Source organism: Bradyrhizobium ontarionense (assembly GCF_021088345.1).
Taxonomy (GTDB): Bacteria; Pseudomonadota; Alphaproteobacteria; order Rhizobiales; family Xanthobacteraceae; genus Bradyrhizobium; species Bradyrhizobium ontarionense.
The window spans coordinates 4,932,083-4,958,973 of the sequence record NZ_CP088156.1; the positions used below are offsets into that span (position 1 = coordinate 4,932,083).

General features: G+C 66.0%; 30 protein-coding genes. 19 read left to right on the forward strand and 11 right to left on the reverse strand.

Annotated elements, in window-relative coordinates; translation table 11 throughout:
- Window positions 1-231: 231 nt before the first annotated feature.
- Window positions 232-1,023, forward strand: a complete 792-nt coding sequence (locus LQG66_RS21720) for a Bax inhibitor-1/YccA family protein (RefSeq protein WP_231317722.1) — start codon at window positions 232-234, stop codon at window positions 1,021-1,023.
- Window positions 1,024-1,191: 168 nt separating this feature from the next.
- A complete protein-coding gene (locus LQG66_RS21725; protein WP_231317723.1) occupies window positions 1,192-1,722 on the forward strand; it encodes a GNAT family N-acetyltransferase in 531 nt (176 codons plus the stop codon).
- Window positions 1,723-1,796: 74 nt separating this feature from the next.
- Here the strand turns inward: LQG66_RS21725 and LQG66_RS21730 are convergent, their stop codons facing one another.
- The 3 genes from LQG66_RS21730 to acnA form a co-directional block, all read right to left on the reverse strand.
- Window positions 1,797-2,162, reverse strand: coding sequence for a DUF2794 domain-containing protein (locus LQG66_RS21730; protein ID WP_231317724.1), 366 nt, complete (start codon window positions 2,160-2,162; stop codon window positions 1,797-1,799).
- A gap of 424 nt (window positions 2,163-2,586) precedes the next feature.
- A complete protein-coding gene (locus LQG66_RS21735; protein WP_231327884.1) occupies window positions 2,587-3,369 on the reverse strand; it encodes a DUF1223 domain-containing protein in 783 nt (260 codons plus the stop codon).
- Between the two features lie 189 nt (window positions 3,370-3,558).
- Window positions 3,559-6,276, reverse strand: coding sequence for an aconitate hydratase AcnA (gene acnA / locus LQG66_RS21740; RefSeq protein ID WP_231317725.1), 2,718 nt, complete (start codon window positions 6,274-6,276; stop codon window positions 3,559-3,561).
- 223 nt (window positions 6,277-6,499) lie between these two features.
- On the opposite strand from acnA, the gene ccmA reads away from it, so the two are divergent.
- From ccmA to LQG66_RS21765, 5 genes are all read left to right on the forward strand, one after another.
- Window positions 6,500-7,129: a heme ABC exporter ATP-binding protein CcmA gene (gene ccmA, locus LQG66_RS21745; protein WP_231317726.1), complete on the forward strand. Its 630-nt coding sequence runs from the start codon at window positions 6,500-6,502 to the stop codon at window positions 7,127-7,129.
- A gap of 196 nt (window positions 7,130-7,325) precedes the next feature.
- Complete coding sequence (gene ccmB / locus LQG66_RS21750) at window positions 7,326-7,994, forward strand: heme exporter protein CcmB (protein ID WP_231317727.1); 669 nt, start codon at window positions 7,326-7,328, stop codon at window positions 7,992-7,994.
- A 93-nt stretch (window positions 7,995-8,087) separates the two neighbouring features.
- Window positions 8,088-8,864: a heme ABC transporter permease gene (locus LQG66_RS21755; RefSeq protein WP_231317728.1), complete on the forward strand. Its 777-nt coding sequence runs from the start codon at window positions 8,088-8,090 to the stop codon at window positions 8,862-8,864.
- A 1-nt stretch (window position 8,865) separates the two neighbouring features.
- Window positions 8,866-9,048, forward strand: coding sequence for a heme exporter protein CcmD (gene ccmD / locus LQG66_RS21760; RefSeq protein ID WP_231317729.1), 183 nt, complete (start codon window positions 8,866-8,868; stop codon window positions 9,046-9,048).
- Window positions 9,045-9,641, forward strand: coding sequence for a DsbE family thiol:disulfide interchange protein (locus LQG66_RS21765; protein WP_231317730.1), 597 nt, complete (start codon window positions 9,045-9,047; stop codon window positions 9,639-9,641). Before ccmD ends, LQG66_RS21765 begins: the two co-directional genes overlap by 4 nt.
- Before the next feature lie 100 nt (window positions 9,642-9,741).
- On the opposite strand, the gene LQG66_RS21770 is transcribed toward LQG66_RS21765, so the two are convergent.
- The gene (locus LQG66_RS21770; RefSeq protein ID WP_231317731.1) at window positions 9,742-10,344 is read right to left on the reverse strand and encodes a septation protein A; all 603 of its coding nucleotides are present in this window, start codon (window positions 10,342-10,344) and stop codon (window positions 9,742-9,744) included.
- Window positions 10,345-10,463: 119 nt separating this feature from the next.
- The gene (gene ftsY / locus LQG66_RS21775) at window positions 10,464-11,411 is read right to left on the reverse strand and encodes a signal recognition particle-docking protein FtsY (protein WP_231317732.1); all 948 of its coding nucleotides are present in this window, start codon (window positions 11,409-11,411) and stop codon (window positions 10,464-10,466) included.
- Window positions 11,412-11,470: 59 nt separating this feature from the next.
- Here ftsY and LQG66_RS21780 point away from each other — a divergent pair, with 59 nt between their 5' ends.
- Window positions 11,471-12,220 (forward strand): RluA family pseudouridine synthase, encoded by a 750-nt coding sequence (locus LQG66_RS21780; protein ID WP_231317733.1) that lies wholly within the window; start codon window positions 11,471-11,473, stop codon window positions 12,218-12,220.
- A 158-nt stretch (window positions 12,221-12,378) separates the two neighbouring features.
- Here LQG66_RS21780 and mtaB read toward each other — a convergent pair whose 3' ends face one another.
- The gene (gene mtaB, locus LQG66_RS21785; protein WP_231317734.1) at window positions 12,379-13,647 is read right to left on the reverse strand and encodes a tRNA (N(6)-L-threonylcarbamoyladenosine(37)-C(2))-methylthiotransferase MtaB; all 1,269 of its coding nucleotides are present in this window, start codon (window positions 13,645-13,647) and stop codon (window positions 12,379-12,381) included.
- Window positions 13,644-14,510, reverse strand: a complete 867-nt coding sequence (gene dapF, locus LQG66_RS21790; RefSeq protein ID WP_231317735.1) for a diaminopimelate epimerase — start codon at window positions 14,508-14,510, stop codon at window positions 13,644-13,646. The genes mtaB and dapF overlap by 4 nt, the downstream gene beginning before the upstream one ends.
- On the opposite strand from dapF, the gene LQG66_RS21795 reads away from it, so the two are divergent.
- From LQG66_RS21795 to LQG66_RS21805, 3 genes are read left to right on the forward strand one after another with little or no spacing between them, the layout of a single operon-like run.
- Complete coding sequence (locus LQG66_RS21795; RefSeq protein WP_231317736.1) at window positions 14,509-14,685, forward strand: hypothetical protein; 177 nt, start codon at window positions 14,509-14,511, stop codon at window positions 14,683-14,685. The two genes, dapF and LQG66_RS21795, sit on opposite strands and share 2 nt — an antisense overlap.
- Window positions 14,682-15,407, forward strand: coding sequence for a GyrI-like domain-containing protein (locus LQG66_RS21800; protein WP_231317737.1), 726 nt, complete (start codon window positions 14,682-14,684; stop codon window positions 15,405-15,407). Before LQG66_RS21795 ends, LQG66_RS21800 begins: the two co-directional genes overlap by 4 nt.
- Before the next feature lie 5 nt (window positions 15,408-15,412).
- The gene (locus LQG66_RS21805) at window positions 15,413-16,123 is read left to right on the forward strand and encodes an SIMPL domain-containing protein (RefSeq protein ID WP_231317738.1); all 711 of its coding nucleotides are present in this window, start codon (window positions 15,413-15,415) and stop codon (window positions 16,121-16,123) included.
- Between the two features lie 95 nt (window positions 16,124-16,218).
- Here the strand turns inward: LQG66_RS21805 and LQG66_RS21810 are convergent, their stop codons facing one another.
- Window positions 16,219-17,211, reverse strand: coding sequence for an MBL fold metallo-hydrolase (locus LQG66_RS21810; protein WP_231317739.1), 993 nt, complete (start codon window positions 17,209-17,211; stop codon window positions 16,219-16,221).
- Between the two features lie 446 nt (window positions 17,212-17,657).
- Here LQG66_RS21810 and ffh point away from each other — a divergent pair, with 446 nt between their 5' ends.
- From ffh to LQG66_RS21850, 8 genes are all read left to right on the forward strand, one after another.
- On the forward strand, window positions 17,658-19,208 hold the full coding sequence (gene ffh, locus LQG66_RS21815; RefSeq protein WP_231317740.1) for a signal recognition particle protein: 1,551 nt from the start codon (window positions 17,658-17,660) through the stop codon (window positions 19,206-19,208).
- A gap of 168 nt (window positions 19,209-19,376) precedes the next feature.
- Window positions 19,377-19,709, forward strand: coding sequence for a 30S ribosomal protein S16 (rpsP, locus tag LQG66_RS21820; RefSeq protein ID WP_231317741.1), 333 nt, complete (start codon window positions 19,377-19,379; stop codon window positions 19,707-19,709).
- Between the two features lie 127 nt (window positions 19,710-19,836).
- Window positions 19,837-20,421 (forward strand): ribosome maturation factor RimM, encoded by a 585-nt coding sequence (gene rimM, locus LQG66_RS21825; protein WP_231317742.1) that lies wholly within the window; start codon window positions 19,837-19,839, stop codon window positions 20,419-20,421.
- A gap of 138 nt (window positions 20,422-20,559) precedes the next feature.
- Window positions 20,560-21,642 (forward strand): quinone oxidoreductase family protein, encoded by a 1,083-nt coding sequence (locus LQG66_RS21830; RefSeq protein ID WP_231317743.1) that lies wholly within the window; start codon window positions 20,560-20,562, stop codon window positions 21,640-21,642.
- 9 nt (window positions 21,643-21,651) lie between these two features.
- Window positions 21,652-22,422 carry a tRNA (guanosine(37)-N1)-methyltransferase TrmD gene (gene trmD / locus LQG66_RS21835; protein ID WP_231317744.1) on the forward strand — a complete coding sequence of 257 codons (771 nt, stop codon included), beginning with the start codon at window positions 21,652-21,654 and terminating at the stop codon, window positions 22,420-22,422.
- Window positions 22,423-22,528: 106 nt separating this feature from the next.
- Window positions 22,529-22,912 carry a 50S ribosomal protein L19 gene (gene rplS, locus LQG66_RS21840; protein WP_231317745.1) on the forward strand — a complete coding sequence of 128 codons (384 nt, stop codon included), beginning with the start codon at window positions 22,529-22,531 and terminating at the stop codon, window positions 22,910-22,912.
- 445 nt (window positions 22,913-23,357) lie between these two features.
- The gene (gene leuC / locus LQG66_RS21845) at window positions 23,358-24,764 is read left to right on the forward strand and encodes a 3-isopropylmalate dehydratase large subunit (RefSeq protein ID WP_231317746.1); all 1,407 of its coding nucleotides are present in this window, start codon (window positions 23,358-23,360) and stop codon (window positions 24,762-24,764) included.
- A gap of 193 nt (window positions 24,765-24,957) precedes the next feature.
- On the forward strand, window positions 24,958-25,173 hold the full coding sequence (locus tag LQG66_RS21850) for a hypothetical protein (protein WP_231317747.1): 216 nt from the start codon (window positions 24,958-24,960) through the stop codon (window positions 25,171-25,173).
- Between the two features lie 85 nt (window positions 25,174-25,258).
- On the opposite strand, the gene LQG66_RS21855 is transcribed toward LQG66_RS21850, so the two are convergent.
- The 3 genes from LQG66_RS21855 to LQG66_RS21865 all read right to left on the reverse strand — a co-directional run bounded on the left by LQG66_RS21855 (window position 25,259) and on the right by LQG66_RS21865 (window position 26,876).
- The gene (locus LQG66_RS21855) at window positions 25,259-25,948 is read right to left on the reverse strand and encodes a hypothetical protein (RefSeq protein WP_231317748.1); all 690 of its coding nucleotides are present in this window, start codon (window positions 25,946-25,948) and stop codon (window positions 25,259-25,261) included.
- 304 nt (window positions 25,949-26,252) lie between these two features.
- Complete coding sequence (locus LQG66_RS21860; protein WP_231317749.1) at window positions 26,253-26,534, reverse strand: hypothetical protein; 282 nt, start codon at window positions 26,532-26,534, stop codon at window positions 26,253-26,255.
- Between the two features lie 93 nt (window positions 26,535-26,627).
- Entirely contained in the window at window positions 26,628-26,876 is a 249-nt protein-coding gene (locus tag LQG66_RS21865) for a hypothetical protein (RefSeq protein WP_231317750.1), read from the reverse strand.
- Between the last annotated feature and the right edge of the window lie 15 nt (window positions 26,877-26,891).

Below are 26,891 nucleotides of genomic sequence, written 5' to 3' on the forward strand. Positions count from 1 at the left end.
ACTTATACGCCTCAGACGCGTACGGAGCGACATTCAGCCGCGCGTGGAAGCTTGCAGCGGATGTGCTAGTTTCCCATCTAGTGGATGGGCTCAGAGACCTGCCAAAAGATGGCAAATTTGCCAATGACGCAAATTTAATATCCGCGGCAGTTGGTATGAGATAGGGTTTTTCGAGAACCGGCTAAAGGTCCCGCTCGGACCGGACTGCCGGGCAACAAACGGGAATCGACCATGTCGGACCTCGACCGCAATTATGCTTCACCCTTCGGCCGGGTGGCCGGGCGCGCTGATGCCGCGACCGTCGACGCCGGTCTGCGCGCCTACATGCTGCGCATCTACAATTACATGAGCATCGGCCTCGCCATCACCGGCCTCGCCGCGCTCGGCGTCTACATGGCGTCGGTAACCGGCGATCCGGCGGCCGGCGTGTTCAAGTTCGGCAACGCCTATCTGACGCAGTTCGGCTACGCGATGTTCGTGAGCCCGCTGAAGTGGCTGTTCATCCTGGCCCCCTTGGTCATGGTGTTCGCGATCTCGGCCGGCATCAACCGTCTCGCGCCGTCGACCGCCCAGATCCTGTTCTGGGTGTTCTCGGCCCTGATGGGCATCTCGCTGTCGTCGATCTTCCTGGTGTATACCCACACCTCGATCGTGCGGGTGTTCTTCATCACCGCGGCGACGTTCGGCGCGCTGAGCCTGTACGGCTACACGACCAAGCGTGACATGACCGGCATGGGCTCGTTCCTGTTCATGGGCCTGATCGGCATCGTGCTGGCGAGCCTCGTGAACCTGTTCCTGGCAAGCTCGATGCTGCAGTTCATCGTGTCGGTGATCGGCGTGTTCGTGTTCGCCGGCCTGACCGCCTGGGATACGCAGCGGCTGAAGAACGAGTACATCTACGGCTACGCCTCTGCGGGCGGCGACGTCGCCGAGCGCGCGGCGATCACCGGGGCGCTGTCGCTGTACTTGAACTTCATCAACCTGTTCACGCTGCTGCTTCAGCTGCTCGGACAGCGCGACTGATCCAGCGGCTCACACGAGCGACCTTCGAAGCCCCGGCCTCACCGCCGGGGCTTCTCTTTTGTGCGGGGCTGCTCTCTGCGCGCGACCGGCGGCCAAGCCTCACCTTGCGGACGGCAGCCATGCCCGGGCGAGGTTGATCGGCGATTTCGCCCTGGTATTGTTCCACCCATGTCCAGCATCGAAATCCGCCCGACGGCCGAGGCCGACCTTCCCGCCATCACCGCAATCTATGCGCAGGCCGTGCGCGAGGGCACCGCGACCTTCGAGCTCGAGCCGCCGGATCTCGCCGAGATGACGCGCCGTTTCCGCGTCCTGACCGAGGGCGGTTTCCCCTATCTGGTCGCCGAGCTGGAGGGACGCCTTGCCGGCTACGCCTATGCCGGCGCCTACCGGCCCCGGCCGGCCTACCGCTTCACGGTGGAGAATTCGGTCTATCTCGACCCGGTGAGCCACCGGCGCGGCATCGGCGCCCGGTTGATGGAGCGGCTGATCACGGACTGCGAGGCCCGTGGCTTCCGCCAGATGATCGCCGTCATCGGCGACTCCGCCAATGCCGCCTCGATCGCCCTGCACCGCAAATGCGGGTTTGAGCTGATCGGCACGCATCCGAGTGTCGGCCTGAAATTCGGACGCTGGCTCGACACGGTCATGATGCAGCGCGCGCTCGGAGCCGGCAGCAGCGACGTGCCGCCGGCGTAAGCGACGCTGGTCGTCCGCGACGTCGGAATTCCGGGGTGGCGCTCACGCAAGCCCCCGGAATGACATCGACCGCGTCAGACCAAGGCTGGCTTCGGCGCGATCACCAGCAGCACGCGCTCGAGCTCGTGGCCGCGGCGCAGGATGAGGCCGGTGGCCGAGATCACGCTGTACATGCCCTGCTTGCGGGCCAGGCGCGGATCCTTCTCGATGCGATAGAGCGGCACTTCAGAGGCCCGGCGAAACACCGAGAACACCGCGCGGTCGCGCAGGAAGTCGATCGAGTAGTCTCGCCACTCGCCACTGGCGACCATGCGACCGTAGATATTCAGGATGCGGTTCAGTTCGAGACGATCGAACGTCACCCGGTTCGGCGTTGCGGCAGCGTTGCGCGCCGCTGCGCGGTTCTCGCTGGGATCGGTATCCTCCGGCGTGACGTTCATGAGCGTCCTCCTGTCATCTATGTGACATGATCGCGCCATCCGCTGACGGCCGCAAGGGGCCGTTTTCATTGCCGAACTTCGGTCCTGGCTTCGAACGAGACGTGTTCCAAGAACACGCAACCGTCACGGGATCGTTAGCGGAATCATAATCGCGCCGTCTTTCCGCCCAGCGACCGCCCCTCCCGTTAGGCATAAAGTTCGTGTGCGTTGGCCCGGTCCTTTCGGTTCCGGATTCCTCAGCCCCCAGCCCCCCGGGGTCGTAAGGATCGGGTCTATTCACAAGTGAAGGCAAAGGGCCAACGAAAGTTGGTCCTTTTGCTTTTTTGGCGTGAACTGCCCGGAAGATGTTGCGGCGCGCCTCCGTCCCATGGACGTGACGCGCCTGCCGCAGGTCAGCGAAAACGAAGATCAGGACGGCGGGAGATCAGCGCTCGGGACCACGCGCCGCTGCTGAAGCCCGTCCGACCAATGGCAGCTCGGAAAAGGCGGCCCCGAGCATGGCTCCGGGGCGGTCGCGACTGCCGTCCTGCACATAGACGACAGTGCCGTCGACGCCCTCGCGGGCGATCTTCTCCAGCGGAACGTTCCAGCTGACCGGCGACCCATTCCAGTCACCGAGCTTCAGCAGACCGCGAACGACGTTGTAGTAGGTCAGATCACGGCCGCTGTTCTCGCCGCGCCCGACCGAGATCGGAACTACCCGTGAGATCGAGCACACCCAGACCTCGCCGTGCTTGCGCGGCATCTGGTCGTTGGCCGCGGCCACGGACACGGTGAGATCCTGGCCGTCGACCGACAGCCTGACCGGCACCGACATTGCCGCACCGCCCTGGGCGGTCTCCTCGATGGCGCCTTCGATCGCCTCGCGATCGCTGCCGATCACATGCACCGAGCCGTTGACGACGGCCTGCGGCGTGTAGACTTCGCGATCGCCGCGGGCTCTGGAATAGGCGCGCTGCCGGGCCGTAAAGCGCGAGTCGGCCAGGGTGTCCTTCCAGCCGAGATAGTCCCAGTAATCGATCGGCAGAGACAGAGCGATCACGGACGGATCTCTCGCCAATTCGCCAAGCACCTTATCCGCCGGCGGACAGGACGAGCAACCCTGGGACGTAAAAAGTTCAATCACCGCACGCGGGTCAGACGCAGCCGGCCGGACGAAAGCGATGACCGCACAGACACCCAGCGCCGCGCGCGACCACCACGACATCTGTCCACTCATCGTCACTGTCCTGTCTGGAACACCGTTCGCCGCGCCCTGCTGCGTCAGCAATCTGCGAAGCCGCCTCGTATTTGAAAACCCAAATGCAAAAAAGGAGGCGGCCCCTTGTCATAGGCCGCCTCCTTCATCACCCGCTACTCACTTCAGAGTGAGCCAATCTGTCGCACCGCGCCGTGGTTAAGCCGCCAGCTTGCGCAGCACGTAGTGCAGGATGCCGCCGTTACGATAGTAGTCCAGCTCATCCAGCGTATCGATGCGGCAGAGCAGCGGCACCTGCTGGGCCGCACCGTCGGCCGAAACGATCTCGGCGGTCAGGGTCTGGCGCGGCTTGAGGTCGCCCTGCAGGCCCTTGATGGTGACCTTCTCGTCGCCCTTGAGCCCGAGCGAGGACCACGACGTGCCCTCCTGGAAGGTGAGCGGCAACACACCCATACCGACGAGGTTGGAGCGATGGATCCGCTCGAAGCTCTGGCAGACCACGGCGCGGACGCCCAGCAGCCTGGTGCCCTTGGCCGCCCAGTCGCGCGACGAGCCGTTGCCGTATTCGGCGCCGGCGAACACCACCAGCGGCACGCCCTCTTCCTGGTACTTCATCGCCGCGTCGTAGATCGACATCTGCTCGCCGTCGGGCCAGTGCTTGGTCAGGCCGCCCTCGGGGATGTTGCCGTCGGCGCCCTTGAGCATGAAGTTCTTGATGCGGATGTTGGCGAAGGTGCCGCGCATCATGATCTCGTGATTGCCGCGGCGCGTGCCGTACTGATTGAAGTCGGCCGGACGGACCTGGTGCTCGCTGAGGAATTTGCCTGCCGGCGAGGTCAGCTTGATCGAGCCGGCGGGAGAGATGTGGTCGGTGGTGATCTTGTCGCCGAACATCGCCAGGATACGGGCGTCGACCACGTCCTTGATCGGCTCCGGCTCCTTCTTCATGCCTTCGAAATAGGGCGGATTCTGCACGTAGGTCGAAGACATGTTCCAGCGATAGGTCTCGCTCTCGACCGTCTTGATCTTGCGCCAGTTGGTGTCGCCCTTGAACACGTCGGCGTAGCGCTTCTTGAAGATCGACGCCTTAACGAATTTCTTGACGTAGTCGTTGACCTCTTTGGTCGTCGGCCAGATGTCCTTCAGATAGACCGGCTTCTTGTCCTTGCCGATTCCGATCGGCTCAACCGCGAGATCCTTGGTCACCGTGCCGGCCAGCGCATAGGCCACCACCAGCGGCGGCGAAGCCAGGTAGTTGGCCTGCACGTCCGGCGAGACGCGGCCCTCGAAGTTGCGATTGCCCGACAGTACCGCCGCCCCGACAATGCCGTTGTCGTTGATCGACTTCGAGATCTCCTCCGGCAGCGGACCGGAATTACCGATGCAGGTGGTGCAGCCGAAGCCGACGAGATTGAAGCCGACCTTGTCGAGGTCCTTCTGCAGACCGGAGTTTGCAAGGTACTCGGCAACCACCTGGCTGCCCGGCGCAAGCGAGGTCTTCACCCATGGCTTGGCCTTGAGGCCCTTGGCGGCCGCGTTGCGGGCCAAGAGGCCGGCGCCGATCAGCACGCTCGGGTTGGACGTGTTGGTGCAGGAGGTGATGGCGGCGATCACCACGTCGCCATGGCCGAGATCGAAATCCTTGCCCTCGACAGGGAAGCGCTGCTCGGCATCGCTCTTCTTGTACTCGCCGGCCAGCGCGGTCGAGAAGCCCTCGGCCACGGCAGGCAGCGCGATGCGGCCTTCGGGACGCTTCGGACCGGCCATCGACGGCACGACGTCGGCCAGATCGAGCGTCAGCGTCTGGGTGAACACCGGATCCGGCGACTTGGCGGTGCGGAACAGGCCCTGCGCCTTGGCATAGGCTTCGACCAGCGCGACGCGCGGCGCCTTGCGGCCCGACGTCTTGAGATAGTCGATGGTCGCGGTGTCGACCGGGAAGAAGCCGCAGGTGGCGCCGTATTCCGGAGCCATGTTTGCAATCGTGGCCTTGTCAGCCACCGAGAGATGGTCGAGGCCGGGGCCGAAGAACTCGACGAACTTGCCGACCACGCCGAGCTTGCGCAGCATCTGGGTGACGGTCAGCACCAGGTCGGTGGCGGTGACGCCTTCCTTGAGCGCACCGTTCAGCTTGAAGCCGACCACGTCGGGCAGCAGCATCGACAGCGGTTGGCCGAGCATGCAGGCCTCAGCCTCGATACCGCCGACGCCCCAGCCGAGCACGGCGAGACCGTTGACCATGGTGGTGTGGGAGTCGGTGCCGACCAGCGAGTCCGGATAGGCGACCTCGAAGGTGCCCTTGGTGCGGCCGACCGTCATCTTCTCCTTCTTGGTCCAGACCGTCTGCGCCAGATATTCGAGGTTGACCTGGTGGCAGATGCCGGTGCCGGGCGGCACGACCGAGAAGTTGGTGAAGGCCTTCTGGCCCCATTTCAGGAATTCGTAGCGCTCCTGGTTCTGCTTGTATTCCTCGGCGACGTTCTTGCCGAACGCCTTGTTGTCGCCGAAGAAGTTCACGATCACCGAGTGGTCGATCACGAGATCGACGGGCACCAGCGGATTGATCTTCTCGGCATCGCCGCCGAGCTTCTGCATCGCATTGCGCATCGCGGCGAGATCGACCACCGCCGGCACGCCGGTGAAGTCCTGCATCAGCACGCGCGCCGGACGGAAGGCGATCTCGTGCTCGAGCGACTTCTTGCGCAGCCATTTCGAGAACGCGATGATGTCGTCCTTGGTGACGGTGCGGCCGTCCTCGTTGCGCAGCAGATTCTCGAGCAGCACCTTCATCGAATAGGGCAGCTTGGAGATGTCCTTGAGACCGTTCTTCTCGGCTGCGGGCAAGCTGTAATAGATGTAGGACTTGGTACCGACCTTGAGGGTCTTGCGGCTCTTGAAGCTGTCGAGCGAGGTCATGCGTGGAAATCCCAATTGATCGTTATACCCTGAGGGGGTACGAAAGAACCGTCAGCGCCAGGCGCCGGACGGCTTGCAGCGGGCGATTGTGTGCTGCATCAAGAACCGGCTTATAGAAGCTTTCTAACTGCGCCGCCACAGCGACAATCAAGCCGCGACGTGGCATCACCCACAAATTCTCACGCGCTAGCCATCAATTCCTTAGGGGCTGTCACGACGGACCATGCAGCTGTCTCCAAGACTCCCTACGAGACTGTTCGGACACGATGTCAGATGCGTGCGCGGTGGCCGCGAGGTGTTCGCAGGCCTTGCCTTCGAAGCCGTCTCCGGCGAGGCGCTGGCGGTGACCGGACACAACGGTGCCGGCAAGACCTCGCTGCTGCGGTTGATCGCGGGCCTGTTGCTGCCGGCCGGCGGCACCATCGTCATCGAGGGCGGCGAGGCGGAGCTGACCGTGCCCGAACAGGCGCATTATCTCGGCCATCGCGACGCGCTGAAGCCGGCGCTCAGCGTCCGTGAGAACCTGTCGTTCTGGGCCGACTTCCTTGGCGGCGCCACCACGCGGCCAACGCTCGATTGCCTGGCCGCGGTTGGGCTCGCCCATGCAGCGGAGCTGCCTGCCGCCTACCTCTCCGCGGGCCAGCGCCGCCGGCTGTCGCTGGCGCGCCTGCTCACGGTGCCGCGCCTGTTGTGGCTGCTCGACGAGCCGACCGCTGCGCTCGACATCGCTGGACAGGCGATGTTCGCCGGGCTGATGCGCGAGCATCTGGCCGCGGGCGGACTGATCGTCGCGGCGACGCACGGACCGCTCGGCATCGACACGCGCGAGTTACGGATCGGGGGGATGATCTAATGCTCATGGATCGGGCCAATCCATCCGGCTGGATCGCTGCGCGCCCCTCCCCTTTGCGGCGAGGGGGCGGGGATGAGGGCCCACACCGGCGGTCTCGCTTTGGACGACGTCTGTCCCCGAACCTCCCCCACGCGGCGGGAGGAAGTGCAGCGTGCGGGTGGATGGCGCGCTCGCCCGAATCCGACAGGCCAGCCGCATGACTGCGCTCGGTGCCCTTATCCGCCGCGACATCCGCATTGCGCTGCGCATCGGGGGCGGCGCGCTGATCGGCGTGCTGTTCTTCCTTACAGTCGTGGTGCTGATGCCGTTCGCGGTCGGGCCGGATCTGGCGCTGCTGACACGGCTCGGCCCCGCCATCCTCTGGCTCGGCGCGCTGCTGGCGAGCCTGCTGACCCTGGAACGGCTGTTCACATCAGACCATGAGGACGGCTCGCTCGACCTGATCGTGATGAGCCGGACGCCGCTGGAGCTCGCTTGCGCCGCCAAGGCGCTGGCGCACTGGCTGGCGGCCGGCCTGCCGCTGGTCATCGCGACACCCGTTCTCGGACTGCTTCTCAATCTCGATGCCACCGCGACCGGCGCTGTCGCGCTGACGCTGCTGGCCGGCACGCCGGCGTTGACCTTCATCGGCATGATCGGCGCGGCGTTGGCGGTGACCATGCACCGCGGCGGGCTACTGCTGGCAGTGCTGGTGCTGCCGCTGTCGATCCCGGTGCTGATCTTCGGCGTCGCGGCGTCGCAGGCGGCCATCGTCGGCCCGCTGCCGTTCGGGGCGCCGTTCTCGATCCTGTGCGCATTGTCCCTGGTGAGTTTCGTGATCGGCCCCTTCGCAGCTGCGACTAGTTTGCGAAACGGCCTGGATTGACCCGTCGCCCATCGGGGTTTGACTATGATCAACTCTTGCCGAGCGGCTTTGTGCTGATTGCCTGCAACCGCTTCCGCCGTTAACAAGGTCCTCATGTCGCTGATCGACCTCGCCAATCCCACTCGGTTCCTTGCGCTGACGGCGCGGCTGCTGCCGTGGCTGGCCCTGGCGACCGTTGTCCTGCTGGCCGCCGGCCTCTACCTCTCGGCGCTGGCGCCCGACGACTACCAGCAGGGCGCGACCGTCAAGATCATGTTCATCCACGTGCCCAACGCTTGGCTGTCGATGTTCGTCTGGGGCGTCATGAGCATCGCATCGCTCGGCACCCTGGTGTGGCGGCATCCGCTCGCCGACGTGGCGGCGAAATCGGCCGCACCGATCGGCGCCAGCTTCACCTTCCTCGCCTTGCTCACCGGCTCGCTGTGGGGCCGGCCGATGTGGGGCACCTATTGGGAATGGGACGCGCGGCTCACCTCGGTGCTGATTCTGTTCCTGATGTATCTCGGCCTGATGGCGCTGTGGCGCGCGGTCGAGGATCCGACCCGGGCCGCGCGCGCCGCGGCCGTCTTGACGCTGGTCGGCGCCATCAACCTGCCGATCATCAAGTTCTCGGTCGACTGGTGGAATACGCTCCACCAGCCGGCCTCGGTGATGCGGATGGGCGGGCCGGCACTGGACAAGTCGTTCCTGATCCCGCTCCTGGTGATGGCGATCGGCTTCTCCTTCCTTTTCGTCACGCTGCACGTCGCAGCAATGCGCAACGAGATCCTGCGCCGGCGCGTGCGCAGCCTGCAGATGCTGCAAGCCCGGGCCTATGCGACCAGCGCGCCTGCAGGCGATGCGTCGGGCCAGGTCGTGGGAGCTGCCTGATATGGACCTCGGCCCCTACACCTCCTTCATCGCGACCTCCTACCTTGCGGCTGCGCTCATCGTCGTGCTGCTGATCGGCTGGATCGCCATCGACTACAGGACTCAGAAGGCGCGGCTGCGTGCGCTCGAGGAGAGCGGCGTCGTCCGTCGCTCCGGCCGCGCCGCCACGACGGACATCAGATGACCGACCAGACCGCGACAGAACCGACGCCGCGCCGACGCTCCCTCCTGGTGCTGCTGCCGTTGGTGATCTTCCTTGGCCTCGCCGCGCTGTTCTGGTCTCGTCTTGGCAACGGCGACCCGTCGCGGATTCCCTCGGTGCTGATCGGCCGGCCTGCACCGAACACACCGTTGCCGCCGCTGCCGGAGCTCGCCAGGGACGGCGCGCCGGTGCCCGGTCTCGACCCCGCCGCTCTCAAGGGCAAGGTCAGCATCGTCAACGTGTGGGCGTCGTGGTGCGTTCCGTGCCACGACGAAGCGCCGCTGCTGGTGGAGCTCGGCCGCGACAAGCGCTTCCAGATCATCGGCATGAACTACAAGGACGCTGCCGACAATGCGCGGCGCTTCCTCGGCCGCTACGGCAATCCCTATGATGTCGTCGGCGTCGACGGCAACGGCCGCGCGGGCATCGAATGGGGCGTCTACGGCGTGCCCGAGACCTTCGTCGTCGGCCGCGAGGGCACCATCGTCTACAAGCTGGTCGGTCCGATCACCGCCGACAACATCAACGCGGTGCTGAAGCCGGAAATCGAAAAGGCGCTGAAGGCGGGCTCGTAGTTCAGGCGCCATTGCGGGCGTAGCGAAGCAATCCAGAGCGTTCGCTGGAATCCTGGATTGCTTCGTCGCTGCGCTCCTCGCAATGACGGCGTGGACGAACCTACCCCTTGCTCACGTCCCCCTCCGCAGCGTCACTGGCCTCAAGCGACGCCGGATCCAGATGGTAGCGCTTGATCAGCGGCATCTGCGCGATCGCGAAGATCATCGTCAGCGGCACGACGCCGAAGGCCTTGAAGCCGACCCAGAAATCCGTGCTCTGGGTGCGCCAGATGATCTCGTTCAGCACCGCCATCGCGGCGAAGAACAGCGCCCAGCGGAAGGTGAGGACACGCCAGCCGGCTGGCGTCAGGTTGAACATCTGATCGAACATGATCGCGATGAAGGAGCGGTTGAACAGCAATCCGCCGCCGAGCACGGCCGCGAACAGGCCGTAGATGATGGTCGGCTTGACCTTGATGAAGGTCTCGTCGTGCAGCACCAGCGTCAGCGTGCCGAACACGATGACGACGACGGCGGTCACCAGGGCCATCAGCGGCACGTGCCGCGTTACCACATAGGATGCGATCAGCGCCGCGATGATCGCGACCATGAACGCGCCGGTCGCCGCGAACAGATTGAACTTGGCGTTGACCACGAAGAACACGATCAGCGGGCCGAGCTCGGTGGCCAGTTTGAACAGCGGGTGCGGCTGTGACTTGTCCATTCCATGTCCTGTTGGCTGTCATCACCCGCGGCAGCGGCTGATCCAGTCGTTTCTGATGTATCATGCGCCGTGAACCGCACAGCCTGCCGCAGGGCTTGCAGGCGCGCTGCGCGGTGACGTCACTCCTCGATGCCGGCGATCGCCTGCGCGAAGTCCTTGGCCGCGAATGGCTGGAGATCATCGACGCCTTCGCCAACGCCGATGAAGTGCACCGGCAGCTTGAACTTCTCGGAGAGCGCCACGAGGATGCCGCCGCGTGCCGTGCCGTCGAGCTTGGTCATCACCAGACCGGTGACGCCTGCCGTACGCTGAAACGCCTCGACCTGCGACAGCGCATTTTGTCCCACGGTGGCATCGAGAACCAGCAGCACGGCGTGCGGCGCTGACGCGTCGACCTTGCGAATGACACGCACGACCTTTTCCAGCTCGTTCATGAGCTCGGCCTTGTTCTGCAGCCGGCCTGCGGTGTCGATCAGCAGGATGTCCCGGCCCTGCTCCTTGGCGACCGTGATCGCATTGAAGGCGAGGCTCGCGGAGTCCGAGCCTTGCGCGCCCGCTATCACCGGCGCCCTGGTGCGCTCGCCCCAAACCTTGAGCTGCTCGATGGCGGCGGCGCGGAACGTATCGCCCGCCGCCAGCATCACCTGCCTGCCTTCGGCCACAAACTTCGCCGCGAGCTTGCCGATCGTGGTGGTCTTGCCTGAGCCGTTGACACCGACGACGAGGATGACGAACGGCTTGTGGCCGGTCTCGATCGCGAGCGGCTTGGCGACCGGCGCCAGCACCTTCTCGACCTCGGTCGCGACGACCGCTTTCACCTCGTCGGCGCCGATCGCCTTGTCGTAGCGACCGGTACCGACGGCTTCCGCGATTCTGGCCGCCACGCTGGTGCCGAGATCGGCGCGCAGCAGCACATCCTCGATGTCCTCGAGCATCGCACGATCGAGCTTGCGCTTGGTGACGAGATCGGCGACCGCGGTCCCGAGCGCGCCGGAGGTGCGCTTCAGGCCGGCGGACAGGCGCCGCCACCACGACAGCTTCGGTGTTTCGGAGGTGGTATCGTTCATGGCGCGGTGTTAGCCCTTTCCTCCCGCAAACGAAAGCTCGCAGCCGCTTTACGGTTTCCATGGACATTAACCAACCCACCGACGAGGAGATGCTGGCCCGCGTGCTCCATCGCGACGGTCTGATGCTGGTGATCGACAAGCCGGCCGGCATCCCCGTGCACAAGGGGCCGAAGGGCGGACCGAACCTCGAAGCCTCGTTCGACGCGCTGCGCTACGGCCTGCCGCGTGCCCCGGTGCTTGCCCACCGGCTCGACAAGGAAACCTCGGGATGTCTGGTGCTCGGCCGCCATCGCAAGGCAACGGCTTCGCTCGGGCTTTTGTTCAAGCACGGCAAGATTTCAAAGACCTATTGGGCCGTGGTCGAGGGCGGACCGGAGGCCGATGAGGGCATCATCGAGCTGCCGCTCGGCAAGCTGAACGCCGAACGCGGCTGGTGGCAGAAGCCGGATCCGCAGGGGCAGCCGGCGGTGACGAAATGGCGCGTGCTGGGGCGGTCCTCGCCGCTGCCCGGCGCGGACGACACGCCAGCGGCAGTCAATGGAGCCGGCGGCAGATTGACCTGGCTCGCCATGGAACCGGTGACCGGGCGCACGCATCAATTGCGCGTGCATTCGGCCGCGACGGGCTGGCCGATCGTCGGCGACAACATCTATGGCAACGGCCCGCGCTTCGGCGAGCCGCGGCTGCATCTGCACGCCCGCGAAATCTCGATTCCGCTGTCGCGGAATAAACCGCCGGTGCATGTCGTGGCGCCCGCACCCGCGCACATGCATGAGCGGCTGAGGATGTGTGGGTGGAACGGGGAGTGAGGCGCGCCGTCAGGCGCAAGTGAGACGCGGCGGTCGCGCCACACCCACCGCTGTCATCATCCGCGCAGGCGGATGATCCAGTACGCCGCGGCGGTCGTGAGTCACCGAAACGTCACGGCGTACTGGATCGCCCGCCTGCGCGGCGATGACAGCGAAAACTAGACTAACAGCCGCGTCCCATCATGCCCTGACAACGTGAACCGCTGGACAGTGCCCGGCAGCGCGCCACTGATCGCCACCGGCAGATAATGCTCCGTCCGCCCCTGCGTCTCACTCTCGATCAGCACCTCGCGCTGGCAGCCGATCTCCTGCTCCAACCGCCGCCGCAACGCTGCTTCACCCGCGGCCCGCAACCGCCGCGCGCGCTCGCGGATGACGGCGCCATCGACCTGCGGCATCCGCGCCGCCGGCGTGCCGGGTCGCGGTGAATAGGGAAACACGTGCAGGAAGGTCAGTCCGCACTCCTCGACCAGGTCGAGCGAGCGCGCGAACATCTCGTCGGTCTCGGTGGGGAAGCCCGCGATCAGATCGGCCCCAAGCACGATGTCGGGCCGCAGCCGCCGCACCTCGTGACAGAATGCGATGGCATCAGCGCGCGAATGCCGCCGCTTCATCCGCTTCAAGATCAGGTCGTCGCCCGCCTGCAGCGACAGATGCAGATGCGGCATCAGCCTGATATCATCAGCTAGCGCATCGAGTAGGTCGGCATCCGCCTCGATCGAATCGATCGAGGAGATGCGCAGGCGCTTCAGCTCCAGCACGTGGCGCAGGATCTGCTTCACCAGGCGCCCGAGCCGGGGCGTCCCCGGCAGATCCGCGCCATAACTCGTCAGATCGACGCCGGTCAGCACGATCTCGGCGTGGCCGCGCTCCACCAGCGCACGGACCTGATCGACGACGGCACCCATCGGCACCGAGCGCGAATTGCCGCGTCCGAACGGGATGATGCAGAAGGTGCAGCGATGGTCGCAGCCGTTCTGCACCTGGACGAAGACGCGCGGCAGCCCGTGCTGGAAGCCATCGACCAGATGCGGCGCCATCTCGCTGACGGCCATGATGTCGGAGACCGCGACCTTCTCGGATGCATCGATGCCGAAATGGGGCGCCGCCAAGGCCTCGACCGTGTCGCGCCACGCTTCAGGCTGGAGCTTGTCGTCATTGCCGATGACGCGGTCGACCTCCGCCATGGCTGCAAACATGTCTGCTTGTGTCTGCGCCGCGCAGCCGGTCACGACGATGCGCGCCGACGGGCGCTCGCGCTTCAGCTTGCGGATGGATTGCCGGGCTTGCGCCACCGCCTCGTTGGTCACCGCGCAGCTGTTGATGACGATGGTGTCTCCGGCACCGGCCGCTTCTGCGTGCCGCGCGATCAGCTCGGATTCGAAGGCGTTGAGCCGGCAGCCGAAGGTGACGACATCGACGCTCATGCGACGCTGGCGAACAGCTGTGGCTCGAACCGCCCCTCGAATTCGAACGTCGCCGTGCCCGTCATCAGCACGTGATCGTCGCGCTCGCGCCACTCGATCGTCAGTTCGCCGCCCGGCAGCGTCATCTGGACGATACGGTTGGCGCGCTTGAGCCGCGCCGCGGCGACGGCCGTGGCGCAGGCCGCCGAGCCGCAGGCCCTGGTGAGCCCGGCGCCGCGCTCCCAGGTGCGCATCGTGATGTGGTCGCGATCGACGATATGGGCGAGCGTGATGTTGGCCCGCTCCGGGAAGATCGGATGGTTTTCCAAAAGCGGCCCGAACCGCTCCAGATCATAGGCGTTGATGTCGTCGACCCAGAACACCGCGTGCGGATTGCCCATGTTGACGACCGACGGCGAATGCAGGATCGGGGCATCGATCGGCCCGATCTGCAGCTCGATGTAGCGGGTGTCGCGGAACTCCTCGGCCAGCGGAATGTCCTGCCAGGCGAATTTCGGCACCCCCATATCGACCGTGTAGAGGTCGGGCGCGGGCCCCTGCCAGCAGTTCAACAGGCCGGCCCGCGTCTCGAACGTCGCGGCGGCCTGCCCGGTTGCCTCGAACAGGCGCCGGACCACGCAGCGCATGCCGTTGCCGCAGGCGCCGGATTCCGACCCGTCATTGTTGTAGATGCGGATGAAGGCCTCGGTGCCGTCAAGCCGCGGCGGCTGCAGCACCATCAATTGGTCGTAGGGAACGCGGGAGGCCACCGCTCGCGCCTCGTCGGGCGTGACGACATGCTTCACATCGCGCAGATCGAGAACGACGATCTCGTTACCGATCCCGTTCATCTTGGCGAAGGCATGATTGGCGAGCGCGCTCATGAAAATATCCAAATTGTGTCCGCTTTATATGGCGAACGGCGCGGCATTGACCAGCCTGCAGAGGGGCATGACGCATCTGTCATGGGACGGCACGCGGGCCGGCATGTTAGGTAACCGGCCATTCGCCGGCAAGAACCGGGCAGAGCAGCAGGGCCTCTGGAGAACAGTCGAATGAATCTCAGCACTTTCCGCCTCGTTCTGGCCGTGAGCGCGGTCGCCTTGGCACTCGGCGCCGCCGGCGTCCAGGCTCAGGCGCCGTCGGCCTCGCCGGCTCCGGTGGCTTCAGCCACGCCGGCTCCGGCCCCGAGCGCGACCCCGGCCCCCGCGGCGTCGGCCACCCCTGCCCCTGCCGCCAGCGCGAGCCCCGCGCCATCATCGTCGCCGGCCGCCGCCCAGGCACCGGCGACACCGCCGGCCGCCGCGCCAGCCCCGACCGCAGATGCCTTCGGCGACGAGATCAAGCTCGAGGCGAAGAAGGTCGTTCTCGTCAAGGGCACCGCCAATTGGGACAACGCCTTCGACACCCTGATCGATTCGTTCAAGGCGCTGTCAACGATGCTGGACAAGCAGGGCGTGAAGCCAGTCGGCAACGGCATGATCGTCTACACCTCGACCGACGACACCGGCTTCACTTTCCTGGCCGAGATCCCGGTCGAGCAGGAGCCGAAGACACTCGGCAAGGGCATGAGCATCGGCCAGTCGCCTGAGGGCAAGGCGCTGAAGTTCGTTCATCGCGGCTCCTACGACAACATGGACAACACCTACGAGGCGATCACCAACCACCTCGACGAGCGCAGGCTGGAAGCCAAGGACACCTTCATCGAGGAATATCTGACCGACCCTCTGAAGACGGCCGAGGACAAGCTCGTCATCAACGTCTATGTGCCGCTGAAATGAGAGCCATGATCACCAGATCGATTGTCGCGGCTGCGCTCGCAGCCTGCGCCGCAATGCCGGCGCTGGCGCAGGACGGTGCGCGCTTGGACACGCCGGCGATCACCGTGAGCGGCGAGGCCAGCGTGTCGGCGCCGCCCGATCTGGCGCAGATCGACGCGGGTGTGGCCTCCGATGCCAAGACCGCGCGCGAGGCCGCCGAGGCCAACAACGCCGCCATGGCCAAGGTGCTGCAGGCGCTGAAGACCGCCGGGATCGACGACAAGGATGTCCAGACCGCGCGGCTGTCGCTGCAGCCGCAATATGCGGCGAACCGGCCGGGTCAGGCGACCGTGGTCGGATATCGCGCCAGCAACCGCGTCACCATCAAGGTGCGCGACGTCGCCAAGGTCGCCGGCGTGATCGATACGTTGGTGGGCGCCGGCGCCAACGACGTCGGCAACATCTATTTCACCGTCGCCGAGCCGTCCAAGCTGCTCGACCAGGCGCGCGAGAAGGCGGTCGCTGATGCCCGCCGCAAGGCCGAGATCTACGCCAAGGCGGCCGGCGTCACGCTGGGCCAGCCCTTGAGCATCTCCGAGGACGGCACGCCGGCGCCGGTGTTCCGCGCCAAGACCTTCGCTGCGCCGATGGCCGGAACGCCGACGCCCGTGGCGCAGGGCGAAGAGACGCTGTCGATCACCGTCAACGTGACCTGGGCGATCAAGCCGGGGCCGTAGTCTAGGCCTTTCGTCGTTGCGAGCGAAGCGAGGCAATCCAAGGTCACGCGCAGGATTCTGGATTGCTTCGCTTCGCTCGCAATGACAGCGGAATGCTAAATCTCCACCACCTGCCCTGGCTTGAGCACGCCGAACCGTTCCCGCGGGATACCGGCCTGATCGAGCGCGCTGTGCAGCGCATGCACCGGCGCGTCGATCGCCTCGTCGGTGAGCTGGAAGGTGCCGTGGTGATGCGCCAGCGCGCTCTCTGCGCCGCAATCCTGCAGGGCCTGCACGGCATCTTCGGGATTCATGTGCTGGTCGCGCATGAACCAGCGCGGCTCATAGGCGCCGATCGGCAGGATCGCCAGCCGCAGCGGCCCGTGCGCTTCCGCGACATGGCGGAAATGCGCACCCGTGCCATAGCCGGAGTCGCAGACGATGTAGAGCCTGCCCCGCGGCGTCTCCAGCACGAAGCTCGCCCACAGCGCCTTGTTGCGGTCGAACAGGCCGCGCGCGGACCAGTGCCGCGTCGGCACCAGGGTCACCGCAACCTCCTCGTTCAAGGTCACGCGGTCGTGCCAGTCATAGGCCTCGGCGCGGATCTTCGAATTCGCCTGGGTCATGGTGAGATCGTTGCCAAGCGGCGTCACGACTCGCGGAGAAAAGCGCGCGGTCAGCTTCGACAAGGTCCGGATGTCGAGATGATCGTAATGCCCATGCGAGACCAGAACGACGTCGATGCGAGGCAGCGCCTCGAAGGCGATGCCCGGCTCGTTGTGCCGCCGGGGGCCGGCGAACGCGAACGGCGACACGCGCTCCGACCACACCGGGTCGACCAGGATGTTGAGCCCGCCGGTCTGGACCAGCCAGCTGGCATGGCCGATGAAGGACAGCCGCACCTGCTCACCATCGACCGCGTGCGGCGGGGTGTCAGCATGCGGACTCGGTGCCCAAGCCGGCCATTTCGCCCGCTTCTCGGAGCGGTCGAACTGCCAGCGCAGCACCTGGGCGAGGGATTTGGGCGGAACGCCGTCGGGATCGTAGAAGCGCTTGCCGTCGAAATGGTCGGTGACGGGGCCGGAATAGGTCCTGGAACGGCGCAGCAATGTCGTCCTCGCTTGGCGGGAAAGCTCAACTGCGACACGACTTAAGCAGCCCCTCGAGGCCCGGCAACGGGAGGCCGCGGAGCAAGTTTCCTTGACTTTTCATGTCCGCGGGGGTTTAACCCGGCCGAATTTCGGAAAGTGACATCTTTTCGAGCCACCGCCCGGCCCTGGAGGCCGGAGGTCAACGCCCGACAGCGCTGTGCGCCCTCGGGCGCAAAATTGTTTGGAATTTCCGTTTCGGCGCCATCTGCTGAAACACACGCTGTCATCACCCGCCCCCGGGTCTCGCCTTCGGCTCGCCCGAGGGCAGGCTCCAGTGGGTGATCCAGTACTCCGGGACGGCGCGGTTCCACCGAGATGCCGCGGCGTACTGGATGCCCCGCCTGCGCGGGGCATGACGGTGAGAAACATAGCGAGCGCCCCGACAAGGGCAAAGGATAACGGCATTGTTCGACAATCTGTCGGAACGGCTTGGCGGAATTCTCGATCGGCTGACGGGGCGCGGCTCCCTGTCGGAGGCTGATGTCGACGCCGCGATGCGCGAGGTCCGCCGGGCGCTGCTCGAGGCCGACGTCGCGCTCGAGGTCGTCCGCAGCTTCACCGAGCGCGTGCGCGAGCAGGCGATCGGCGCCACCGTCGTCAAGTCGGTCACCCCCGGCCAGATGGTCGTGAAGATCGTCCATGACGAGCTGGTCAAGACGCTCGGCGACGACGGCCAGACCATCGACCTCAACGCCGTGCCGCCGGTGCCGATCATGATGGTCGGCCTGCAGGGCTCCGGCAAGACCACCACCACCGCCAAGCTCGCCCGCCGCATGGTCCAGCGCGACAAGCGCAAGGTGCTGATGGCCTCGCTCGACGTCTATCGTCCGGCCGCCATGGAGCAGCTCGCGGTGCTCGGCCGCGACCTCGACATCCCGACCCTGCCGATCGTCGCCGGCCAGATGCCGCCGCAGATCGCGCGCCGCGCCATCGAGGCCGCCAAGCTCGGCGGCTATGACGTGGTTCTGCTCGACACCGCCGGCCGCACCACGCTGGACGAGGACATGATGAAGGAGGCCGCCGAGATCAAGGCGGTCGCCAACCCGCACGAGGTGCTGCTGGTCGCGGATTCGCTGACCGGCCAGGACGCGGTCAATCTCGCCCGCGCCTTCGACCAGCGCGTCGGCCTCACCGGCATCGCGCTGACGCGTATCGACGGCGACGGCCGCGGCGGCGCGGCGCTGTCGATGCGCGCGGTCACCGGCAAGCCGATCAAGCTGCTCGGCACCGGCGAAAAGACCGACGCGCTCGAGGACTTCTATCCCTCGCGCATCGCCGGCCGCATCCTCGGCATGGGCGACATCGTCTCGCTGGTCGAGAAGGCCGCCGCCAATATCGACGCCGAGAAGGCCGCGCGCGCCGCCGAGCGGATGCGCAAGGGCCAGTTCGACCTCAACGACATGCGCGAGCAGCTGCAGCAGATGGCGCAGATGGGCGGCATCGGCGGGCTGATGGGCATGATGCCCGGCATCTCGAAGATGAAGAACCAGATCGCGGCCGCCGGCATCGACGACAAGATCCTCAAGCGTCAGGTCGCCATCATTGATTCGATGACCCGCGAGGAGCGCAAGCATCCCGACCTGCTCAAGGCGAGCCGCAAGAAGCGCATCGCCGCCGGCTCGGGCCAGAGCGTCGAGCACGTCAACAAGCTGCTCAAGATGCACCGGAACATGGCCGACGTGATGAAGGCCATGGGCTCAGGCAAGCGCGGCCCGCTGGCCGGCATCGCCCAGGCCATGGGCTTCGGCGGCGGTGGCGGCATGCCCTCGCCCGATCAGCTCAAGGCGCTGGCGGAGAAGATGCCGGGCGGCCTGCCCAGCGGTGGTCTGCCGAACCTGCCGAAGGATCTGCCCGCTGGCCTGCGCGGCGGCCTGCCGAATCTGCCAGGCCTCACCGGCCTCAGCGGTAAGCCGACGCTGCCCGGCCTCGGCCTGCCTCCGGGGAAGAAGAAATAATGAGGGTCACACGCTCCTCTTTCCATTCGTCATTCCGGGGCGCGCGGAGCGCGAGCCCGGAATCCATAACCACGATCGTGAGTATGGATTCCGGGCTCGAGGCTTCGCCTCGCCCCGGAATGACGGCTTGACCAACACTTCAATCACACCACACTCAGGAGAACTTTCATGTCCGTCGTCATCCGTCTCGCCCGTGCCGGCACCAAGAAGCGCCCGGTCTATCACGTCGTCGTCGCCGACTCGCGCTTTCCGCGTGACGGCCGCTTCATCGAGCGCCTCGGCCACTTCAATCCGCTGATGCCGAAGGACAACGAGGCCCGCCTGAAGCTCGACATGGAGAAGGTGAAGGCCTGGCTCGCCAAGGGCGCACAGCCGTCCGACCGCGTCGCCCGCTTCCTCGATGCCGCCGGCGTCAAGAAGCGCGACGCGCGCCAGAACCCGATCAAGGCCGTGCCGCGCAAGGAGCGCAAGGCGCAGGCCGAAGCCGCCGCCAAGGGCTAAGATCCTTGACGAACGTGGCCTCATGCTTCGAGACGCACGGCTATCGCCGTGCTCCTCAGCACGAGGATTTGGCTCCTCGTCCTGAGGAGCGCGCGCTTGCGCGCGTCGCGAAGGACGAGGCCCGCTGATGTCCAAGCTGATCTGCGTCGCCAGGATCGGCGCAGCGCACGGCGTGCGCGGCGAAGTTCGGCTGTGGACCTTCACCGAAGATCCGCTGGCTGTTTTGCACTATGGCCCGCTCACCACCAAGGACGGCACCCGCTCGTTCGAGGTCGCGAAAGCGCGTGAGGCCAAGGACCATGTCGTTGCGACCATCAAGGGCGTCACCGACCGCACCGCGGCCGAACGGCTCAACGGGCTCGAGCTCTACGTGTCCAGGGATCGCCTGCCCGAGACCGATGACGATGAATACTACCACGCCGACCTGATCGGTCTGGCCGCCGAGACCACGGCCGGCGCCCCGCTCGGCCGCGTCCTCGCGATCCATAATTTCGGCGCCGGCGACATCATCGAGATCGCGCCGCCCACCGGCAGCACGCTGCTGCTGCCGTTCACCAACGCCGTCGTGCCGACCGTCGACATCGCGGGCGGCCGCGTGATCATCGAGCTGCCGACCGAAATTGAAGGCGACGAGCACGATGGCGGCGGTCAGGAGAGCGACGCTGCCGCCACATCCTCCGCTCGCCGTCCCCGCGAACGCGGCGCCCCATAGCTGCACATTGTTCGGCCAGCTGTAGCCACAGCATGTTTCACGACGAGCGCTGGGGATGATGGGTTCCGGCGCGCACTGCGCTTGGCCCGGACGACAGCGGAGCTATAATCCTCGCCCATAGCGAACCGGAGCATTCCGATGGCAACCCACAAAGCCTGGCGGCTGCACGCGCCCCACGATCTCCGCTTCGAAGACGTCGACACGGCGCACGCCGCGCCTGACGGCGTCGTGGTGCGGATCGAAGCCGCCGCCATGCTGTCCTACATGGACAAGATCATCGCCGGCACCCTGCCCTACGCCCTGCCGCCGATGCCGTTCGTGCCAGGCACCAATGCGGTCGGTCGCGTGGTGGAGGCGGGTGCGCAGGTGGGTCATGTCCGGCCCGGCGATCTCGTCTTCCTCAGCCCGCATCTGCGCGCCGACGTGCCGGATTCCGAGCCGCCACAAATCCTGATCGGGCTGACAGCCATGGGCGGCAGCGCGGCGGCGCTCGGCCTGCAGAGCCGCTGGCGCGACGGCGTGTTCGCCGAAATCACCCATTGGCCCGCCTCCTGCGTGACACCGCTTGCCGGGCTCGATGACCGGCCTGTCACCGAGCTGCTGGGACTTGCCAAGCTGGTCGTGCCGTTCGGCGGACTGCAGCGGCTCAACCTGCGCGGCGGCCAGACCGTCATCATCAACGGCGCGACCGGCTATTTCGGCGCAGGCGCGGTGCTGCTCGCAGTCGCGATGGGGGCGGGCCGGATCGTGGCGGTCGGACGCAAGCGTGAGGCGCTGCAAGCGTTGGCCGAGACGCTCGGCCCGCGCGTCATTCCGGCCGTGGTCACCGGCGATGACCCGGCCACGGACACCGCCACGATCCGCCATGCCGCGTGCGGCGGGGCCGATGTCGCGCTCGATCTGCTCGGCCAGGCCAGCAGCACATCGACGACGCTCTCGACCTTGCGGGCGCTCCGGCGCGGCGGCCGGCTGGTGCTGATGGGCAGCGCCACCGCGCCGCTTCCCCTCTCGTTCGGCGAGATGCTGGCGAACGACTGGGAGGTGGTCGGGCAGTTCATGTACGATCGCACGGCACCAGGAGACCTGGCGATGCTGGCGCGCGAGCGGCTGCTCGATCTGTCCAGCATCATCGTCACCCGCTTCGCCCTGGCCGAGCTGCCGCGCGCAGTCGAGGCGGCGGCCCTGATGCAGGGGCTCGATCTCACCGCGCTGGTGCCGTAACAGAGCGACATGACCACTTCGCCTCCCGCCGCGCCCTGGCGCGCGACCGTGCTGACCCTATTCCCCGAGATGTTCCCGGGGCCGCTCGGCGTCAGCCTGGCCGGCCGGGCGCTGAGCGCCGGACTCTGGAGCCTGGAGGCGCGTGACATCCGGGCTTCCGCGACGGACAAGCACCGCAGCGTCGATGGCACCCCGGCTGGCGGCGGCCCGGGCATGGTGCTGCGCGCCGACGTGCTGGCGGCATCGATCGACGCTGCCGGCATCGCGCCGGAGAGGCCGCGGCTGCTGATGAGCCCGCGCGGTCGGCCATTGACCCAGGCGATGGTCCGCAACTTGGCCGACGGCCCGGGCCCATTGATCGTCTGTGGCCGGTTCGAAGGCATCGACCAGCGCGTCATCGACGCGCGTGAGCTGGTCGAGGTCTCGATCGGCGACTACGTTCTGTCAGGCGGAGAGATTGCAGCGCTGGTGCTGATCGATGCCTGCGTCCGGCTGCTACCGGGCGTGATGGGCAAGCTCGAATCGGGCACCGACGAGAGCTTCTCCGACGACCTACTGGAATACCCGCAATATACCCGCCCTCAGCTGTTCGAGGGTCGCACCATCCCGGATGTCCTCACCTCGGGCGATCACGCCAAGGTCGCAGCTTGGCGGCGCGCGCAGGCCGAGGCCCTCACTGAGGCGCGACGGCCGGATCTCTGGGCCGAGCGGCGCGCGCGACAGGACGGAGAACAAAAGGGGCCCGGCCAAAATGCGCCAAAAAGCACGACAGACGGGTGACAAGCGCCGCGCAATGCCTTATACGAGCGCGCAATTCCGCAAGTGACGGCAGGAACAAGCGCAGCCCGCGAAACCGGCTGGGCGCGCCGCCGATGGAGATTTACCCGTGAACCTGATCCAGCAGCTCGAAAAAGAGCAGTTCGACAAGCTGTCCGCCAACAAGACCATTCCGGAGTTTGGCCCGGGCGACACCGTGATCGTCAACGTGAAGGTGGTCGAAGGCGACCGTACCCGCGTGCAGGCCTATGAGGGCGTCTGCATCGGCCGCTCCGGCGGCGGCATCAACGAGAGCTTCACGGTCCGCAAGATCTCCTACGGCGAGGGCGTCGAGCGCGTGTTCCCGATCCTGTCCCCGATGATCGATTCGATCAAGGTCGTGCGCCGCGGCAAGGTGCGTCGCGCCAAGCTGTATTATCTGCGCCAGCTGCGCGGCAAGTCGGCCCGCATCGTCGAGAAGCAGGATCGGCAGCAGACCGCGGTCAACGAGTAATCGTTGCTTCCATTGGATTGACGGAAAGCGCGGGCTGGCCCCGCGCTTTTTTGTTTTTGCGATGCCGTCATTCCGGGGCAGCCCCGAAGGGGCTGAACCCGGAATGACGAGATGGCTTGATGACCTCCAGATTCCGGGTTCGCGTCTTCGACGCATCCCGGAATGACACGGAGGGATCCTCACTGCGACAAACGCATCTCGCACTCCCGCCGCTGCATGCTATATAACGCCCTCGAATGGTTCTAGATCGTACCAGCATGGCCTGCCGCCGCGTCGTCATCGACGATCGCCGCCGGCTGCCCGGGCGCTTCTTCGGACGTTTCGCCACCTCGGCGACATCAGAGCTTAGGCGCGCGCTGTAAGCCGCAGCGCCACTCTCCTTGCCTGTTCCCGCGTGTCCCTCACGCGTCCTGTTTCAAAACCACTTTCCCGGGAGCATTCGCTCATGTCGAAACCGACCACGCTGTACGACAAGATCTGGAACGACCATCTGGTGCACGAAGCCGAGGACGGCACCTGCCTGCTCTACATCGACCGCCACCTGGTCCACGAAGTCACCTCGCCGCAGGCGTTCGAAGGCCTGCGCGCGACTGGCCGCAAGGTCCATGCGCCGGAGAAGACGCTCGCCGTGGTCGATCACAACGTGCCGACCACCGACCGCTCCAAGCCCAATCCGGATCCGGAGAGCATCGAGCAGATCAAGGCGCTGGCCGATAACGCCAAGGAATTCGGCATCGAATATTACAACGAGTTCGACCGTCGGCAGGGCATCGTCCACGTCATCGGCCCGGAGCAGGGCTTCACGCTGCCCGGCACCACCATCGTGTGCGGTGACAGCCACACCTCGACGCACGGTGCGTTCGGCGCGCTGGCGCACGGCATCGGTACCTCCGAGGTCGAGCACGTGCTGGCGACGCAGACCTTGATCCAGAAGAAGGCGAAGAACATGCGCGTCACGGTCGACGGCATCCTGCCGGACGGCGTGACGGGCAAGGACATCATCCTCGCCATCATCGGCGAGATCGGCACCGCAGGCGGCACCGGCTATGTGCTGGAGTACGCCGGCGAGGCGATCCGCGCGCTGTCGATGGAAGGCCGCATGACGGTCTGCAACATGTCGATCGAGGGCGGCGCCCGCGCCGGTCTCGTTGCGCCTGACCAGAAGGCGTTCGACTTCCTGCGCGGCCGGCCGAAGGCGCCACAGGGCGCGGCCTGGGATGCGGCGATGCGCTACTGGGAGACGCTGCGCTCCGACGAGGGCGCCCATTTCGACCACGAGCTCCGGCTCGACGCCGCCAAGCTGCCGCCCATCGTGACCTGGGGCACCTCGCCCGAGGACGTGATCTCGGTGACGGGCGCGGTGCCGGATCCGGACAAGATCGCCGACGAAGCCAAGCGGCTGTCGAAGCATCGCGCGCTGAAATATATGGGCCTGACCGCGGGCACGAAGATCACCGACATCAAGCTCGACCGCGTCTTCATCGGCTCCTGCACCAACGGCCGCATCGAGGATCTGCGCGCCGCCGCCAAGATCGCCGAAGGCAAGACCGTCAGCGCCCATGTCAACGCGATGGTCGTGCCGGGCTCGGGCATCGTCAAGGAACAGGCCGAGGCGGAAGGCCTGGACAAGATCTTCGTCAAGGCCGGCTTCGAATGGCGTGAGCCGGGCTGCTCGATGTGCCTCGCCATGAACCCCGACAAGCTCGCTCCGGAGGAGCGCTGCGCCTCGACCTCGAACCGCAACTTCGAGGGACGCCAGGGCTTCAAGGGCCGCACCCATCTGGTGTCGCCCGCAATGGCCGCGGCGGCCGCGATCGCCGGCCACTTCGTGGACGTGCGCGACTGGCGGTAAGCTTCATCTCGCTGCTGCAGCGAAGCTGCACGGCGACCGTCCTGCGACAACGCGGTGGTTTCGACGAAGCCGCCGCGTTGTCTTTTTTTCTAAACATCGACGCAGCTCGACAAGGGCTTCTTAAATCTCATCGCGCACAATTCTACCGCCAGATGCACGCTGCGTCTGAGAGGGAACGTGTCGGGAGCCTGTGATGGCCAACAAGCCGGAATTCGTCGACCTCATCAGTGACGCGACGCGTCAGCGGCGACGAACGCCGCCGGCCAAGATCATCGCCAAGCCCGAAGCACCGAAAGAGGAGCGGCGGTTGTCGAACTGGCCGCCCGGGCGCTTTGCAAAGTGGCGCCTGGAAACGCTGGTGCCCTGGAAGCTGACCATGAAGAACTGGCAGTTCAAGGACTGGCTCTGAACGGCAGCCGCAGAGTCACACTGCCGAAACGAGAGAAGGACGCCGTCGGGCGTCCTTCCATGTTTCGTTCACGATCTCATCGTCGTCAGTAGTAGTGGCGGTGATGACGATGATGGTACCGGTGATGGCCGTACCAATGATGCCGCTGCCAATGCCGATAGTGGCAGATGCGCCGCGGCCCGTGATAGGTCAAGACGACGCGGCAACGGCGGTAGGGATAGTAGTAACCTGTCGTATAGGTCGGATAATAGTAGCTTCGATAGCCGTAGAAGTGACGGCGATGATGATGGAAGTACGGCCGATAGGCATAGTGCGGACGATGATAGCCGCCGCCACCGTGAAACGCCGGACCGCCACCGTGGAACATAGGACGCGGGCCACCACCTCCGAAGGCGTGACCGCCGCCACCATGAAAGGCCGGACCGCCGCCGCCTCTGAACATCGCGCCGCCGCCATGGAACGCCGGGCCGCCACCGCCGCCGTGGAAGCCGCCACCACCGCCGCCGTGGAAACCACCTCCGCCACCGCCGTGGAAGCCACCACCGCCACCATGACCGCCACCACCTCCGCCACCATGACCGCCACCGCCACCCGGGCCACGCACCTGGACCGTCATCGCGTTGGACGGCGCCTGTGGCGTAGGCCGAGCGTCAGGGCTGACTGGCGACATCGCGAGCGCCGGCCGACCGGCCGCGCCCGCCAATACGAACAATGCTGCCGCCGCAAGACTGAGGCGACGAGCAAGACCAGCCCGCTGGTCTTTCATCCTCATCATGGTCCCTTCTCCCTGAATGCTGTGCAACGATGGACCCATGCAGCGCCGATGCTGGTCGTCCGATCGGTGGATTGGCGCACCCCAAACATGAACGTAGAGATAGCGACGTGAATGCGGCATGAATGATGCACGTCGATGATGCACGGCGGCGCGCATCTGCGGCGTGGCGTCGCGGCACGACGCGAGAGGATAAGTTCCGTCGTTAGTCGATGGACCCTGCGGTGCACTGTCGCGAAAGCGCCGATCCTCCAGCACTCCACCGATCGAACGATCCTTGCGCGTCGTTCGCGGCCCCTATCAAGCTTCAATCGAACATCGGCGTGAACAGGACGAAGGGGCCCGGTGGATAGGCCGGCGCATAGTCTGTGGGACGGCCATAGTAGTGTGGTACTGTCGCTGTCGACCCGCCGGGCTTCCGCGGATGGAGTTGCCGCCCCGCGGCGAAATCCGTCGCAGTTGCTGTCCGGCTCAATGCCCGCTCAGCCGTAGCGGCCACGGCAGGAGAGGTCGCGGCGGAACTTGCAAGCAACATCGCCACCGTGACGATGCCGATCCCAAGCCAGGTTTTGTTGATGGACGCTTTCATGGCAGACCCCCATTGCCAGCCCACCATCAACGTACAGGCCCGCCAAGCGGGCCTGTTTGATTTCGATCATGGCCGATGAGGCGAGCGCGCGGCTCACCAACGGCCGTGATGACGGTGCCAGCGATGCGGATGCCAGTGATGCCGGGGATAGTAATGGCGCCGCGGATGCCAATGGCCACGGCCGTGCCAATGGGCCTGAGTGGTTTCCTGTGTCGTGCCCTGCTGCACCGCCGTCGCGGCGCCGGGATTGATGAGCGACAGCGCCTGCGCGCGTTCGGCTGGCGCAGCCAGCGCCAGAACGGCGCCAACCGCCGCGATGCCCAACAGCTTCGTCACAGTCATGGACTTCTCCTTCGA

Excerpts from the sequence above, each read along its gene's own strand:
- LQG66_RS21720 (WP_231317722.1), top strand. The coding sequence starts at position 232 with ATGTCGGACCTCGACCGCAATTATGCTTCACCCTTCGGCCGGGTGGCC.
- LQG66_RS21725 (WP_231317723.1), top strand. The coding sequence starts at position 1,192 with ATGTCCAGCATCGAAATCCGCCCGACGGCCGAGGCCGACCTTCCCGCC.
- LQG66_RS21730 (WP_231317724.1), bottom strand. The coding sequence starts at position 2,162 with ATGAACGTCACGCCGGAGGATACCGATCCCAGCGAGAACCGCGCAGCG.
- LQG66_RS21735 (WP_231327884.1), bottom strand. The coding sequence starts at position 3,369 with ATGTCGTGGTGGTCGCGCGCGGCGCTGGGTGTCTGTGCGGTCATCGCT.
- acnA (WP_231317725.1), bottom strand. The coding sequence starts at position 6,276 with ATGACCTCGCTCGACAGCTTCAAGAGCCGCAAGACCCTCAAGGTCGGT.
- ccmA (WP_231317726.1), top strand. The coding sequence starts at position 6,500 with ATGCAGCTGTCTCCAAGACTCCCTACGAGACTGTTCGGACACGATGTC.
- ccmB (WP_231317727.1), top strand. The coding sequence starts at position 7,326 with ATGACTGCGCTCGGTGCCCTTATCCGCCGCGACATCCGCATTGCGCTG.
- LQG66_RS21755 (WP_231317728.1), top strand. The coding sequence starts at position 8,088 with ATGTCGCTGATCGACCTCGCCAATCCCACTCGGTTCCTTGCGCTGACG.
- ccmD (WP_231317729.1), top strand. The coding sequence starts at position 8,866 with ATGGACCTCGGCCCCTACACCTCCTTCATCGCGACCTCCTACCTTGCG.
- LQG66_RS21765 (WP_231317730.1), top strand. The coding sequence starts at position 9,045 with ATGACCGACCAGACCGCGACAGAACCGACGCCGCGCCGACGCTCCCTC.
- LQG66_RS21770 (WP_231317731.1), bottom strand. The coding sequence starts at position 10,344 with ATGGACAAGTCACAGCCGCACCCGCTGTTCAAACTGGCCACCGAGCTC.
- ftsY (WP_231317732.1), bottom strand. The coding sequence starts at position 11,411 with ATGAACGATACCACCTCCGAAACACCGAAGCTGTCGTGGTGGCGGCGC.
- LQG66_RS21780 (WP_231317733.1), top strand. The coding sequence starts at position 11,471 with ATGGACATTAACCAACCCACCGACGAGGAGATGCTGGCCCGCGTGCTC.
- mtaB (WP_231317734.1), bottom strand. The coding sequence starts at position 13,647 with ATGAGCGTCGATGTCGTCACCTTCGGCTGCCGGCTCAACGCCTTCGAA.
- LQG66_RS21795 (WP_231317736.1), top strand. The coding sequence starts at position 14,509 with ATGAAAATATCCAAATTGTGTCCGCTTTATATGGCGAACGGCGCGGCA.
- dapF (WP_231317735.1), bottom strand. The coding sequence starts at position 14,510 with ATGAGCGCGCTCGCCAATCATGCCTTCGCCAAGATGAACGGGATCGGT.
- LQG66_RS21800 (WP_231317737.1), top strand. The coding sequence starts at position 14,682 with ATGAATCTCAGCACTTTCCGCCTCGTTCTGGCCGTGAGCGCGGTCGCC.
- LQG66_RS21805 (WP_231317738.1), top strand. The coding sequence starts at position 15,413 with ATGATCACCAGATCGATTGTCGCGGCTGCGCTCGCAGCCTGCGCCGCA.
- rpsP (WP_231317741.1), top strand. The coding sequence starts at position 19,377 with ATGTCCGTCGTCATCCGTCTCGCCCGTGCCGGCACCAAGAAGCGCCCG.
- rimM (WP_231317742.1), top strand. The coding sequence starts at position 19,837 with ATGTCCAAGCTGATCTGCGTCGCCAGGATCGGCGCAGCGCACGGCGTG.
- LQG66_RS21830 (WP_231317743.1), top strand. The coding sequence starts at position 20,560 with ATGGCAACCCACAAAGCCTGGCGGCTGCACGCGCCCCACGATCTCCGC.
- trmD (WP_231317744.1), top strand. The coding sequence starts at position 21,652 with ATGACCACTTCGCCTCCCGCCGCGCCCTGGCGCGCGACCGTGCTGACC.
- leuC (WP_231317746.1), top strand. The coding sequence starts at position 23,358 with ATGTCGAAACCGACCACGCTGTACGACAAGATCTGGAACGACCATCTG.
- LQG66_RS21850 (WP_231317747.1), top strand. The coding sequence starts at position 24,958 with ATGGCCAACAAGCCGGAATTCGTCGACCTCATCAGTGACGCGACGCGT.
- LQG66_RS21855 (WP_231317748.1), bottom strand. The coding sequence starts at position 25,948 with ATGATGAGGATGAAAGACCAGCGGGCTGGTCTTGCTCGTCGCCTCAGT.
- LQG66_RS21860 (WP_231317749.1), bottom strand. The coding sequence starts at position 26,534 with ATGAAAGCGTCCATCAACAAAACCTGGCTTGGGATCGGCATCGTCACG.
- LQG66_RS21865 (WP_231317750.1), bottom strand. The coding sequence starts at position 26,876 with ATGACTGTGACGAAGCTGTTGGGCATCGCGGCGGTTGGCGCCGTTCTG.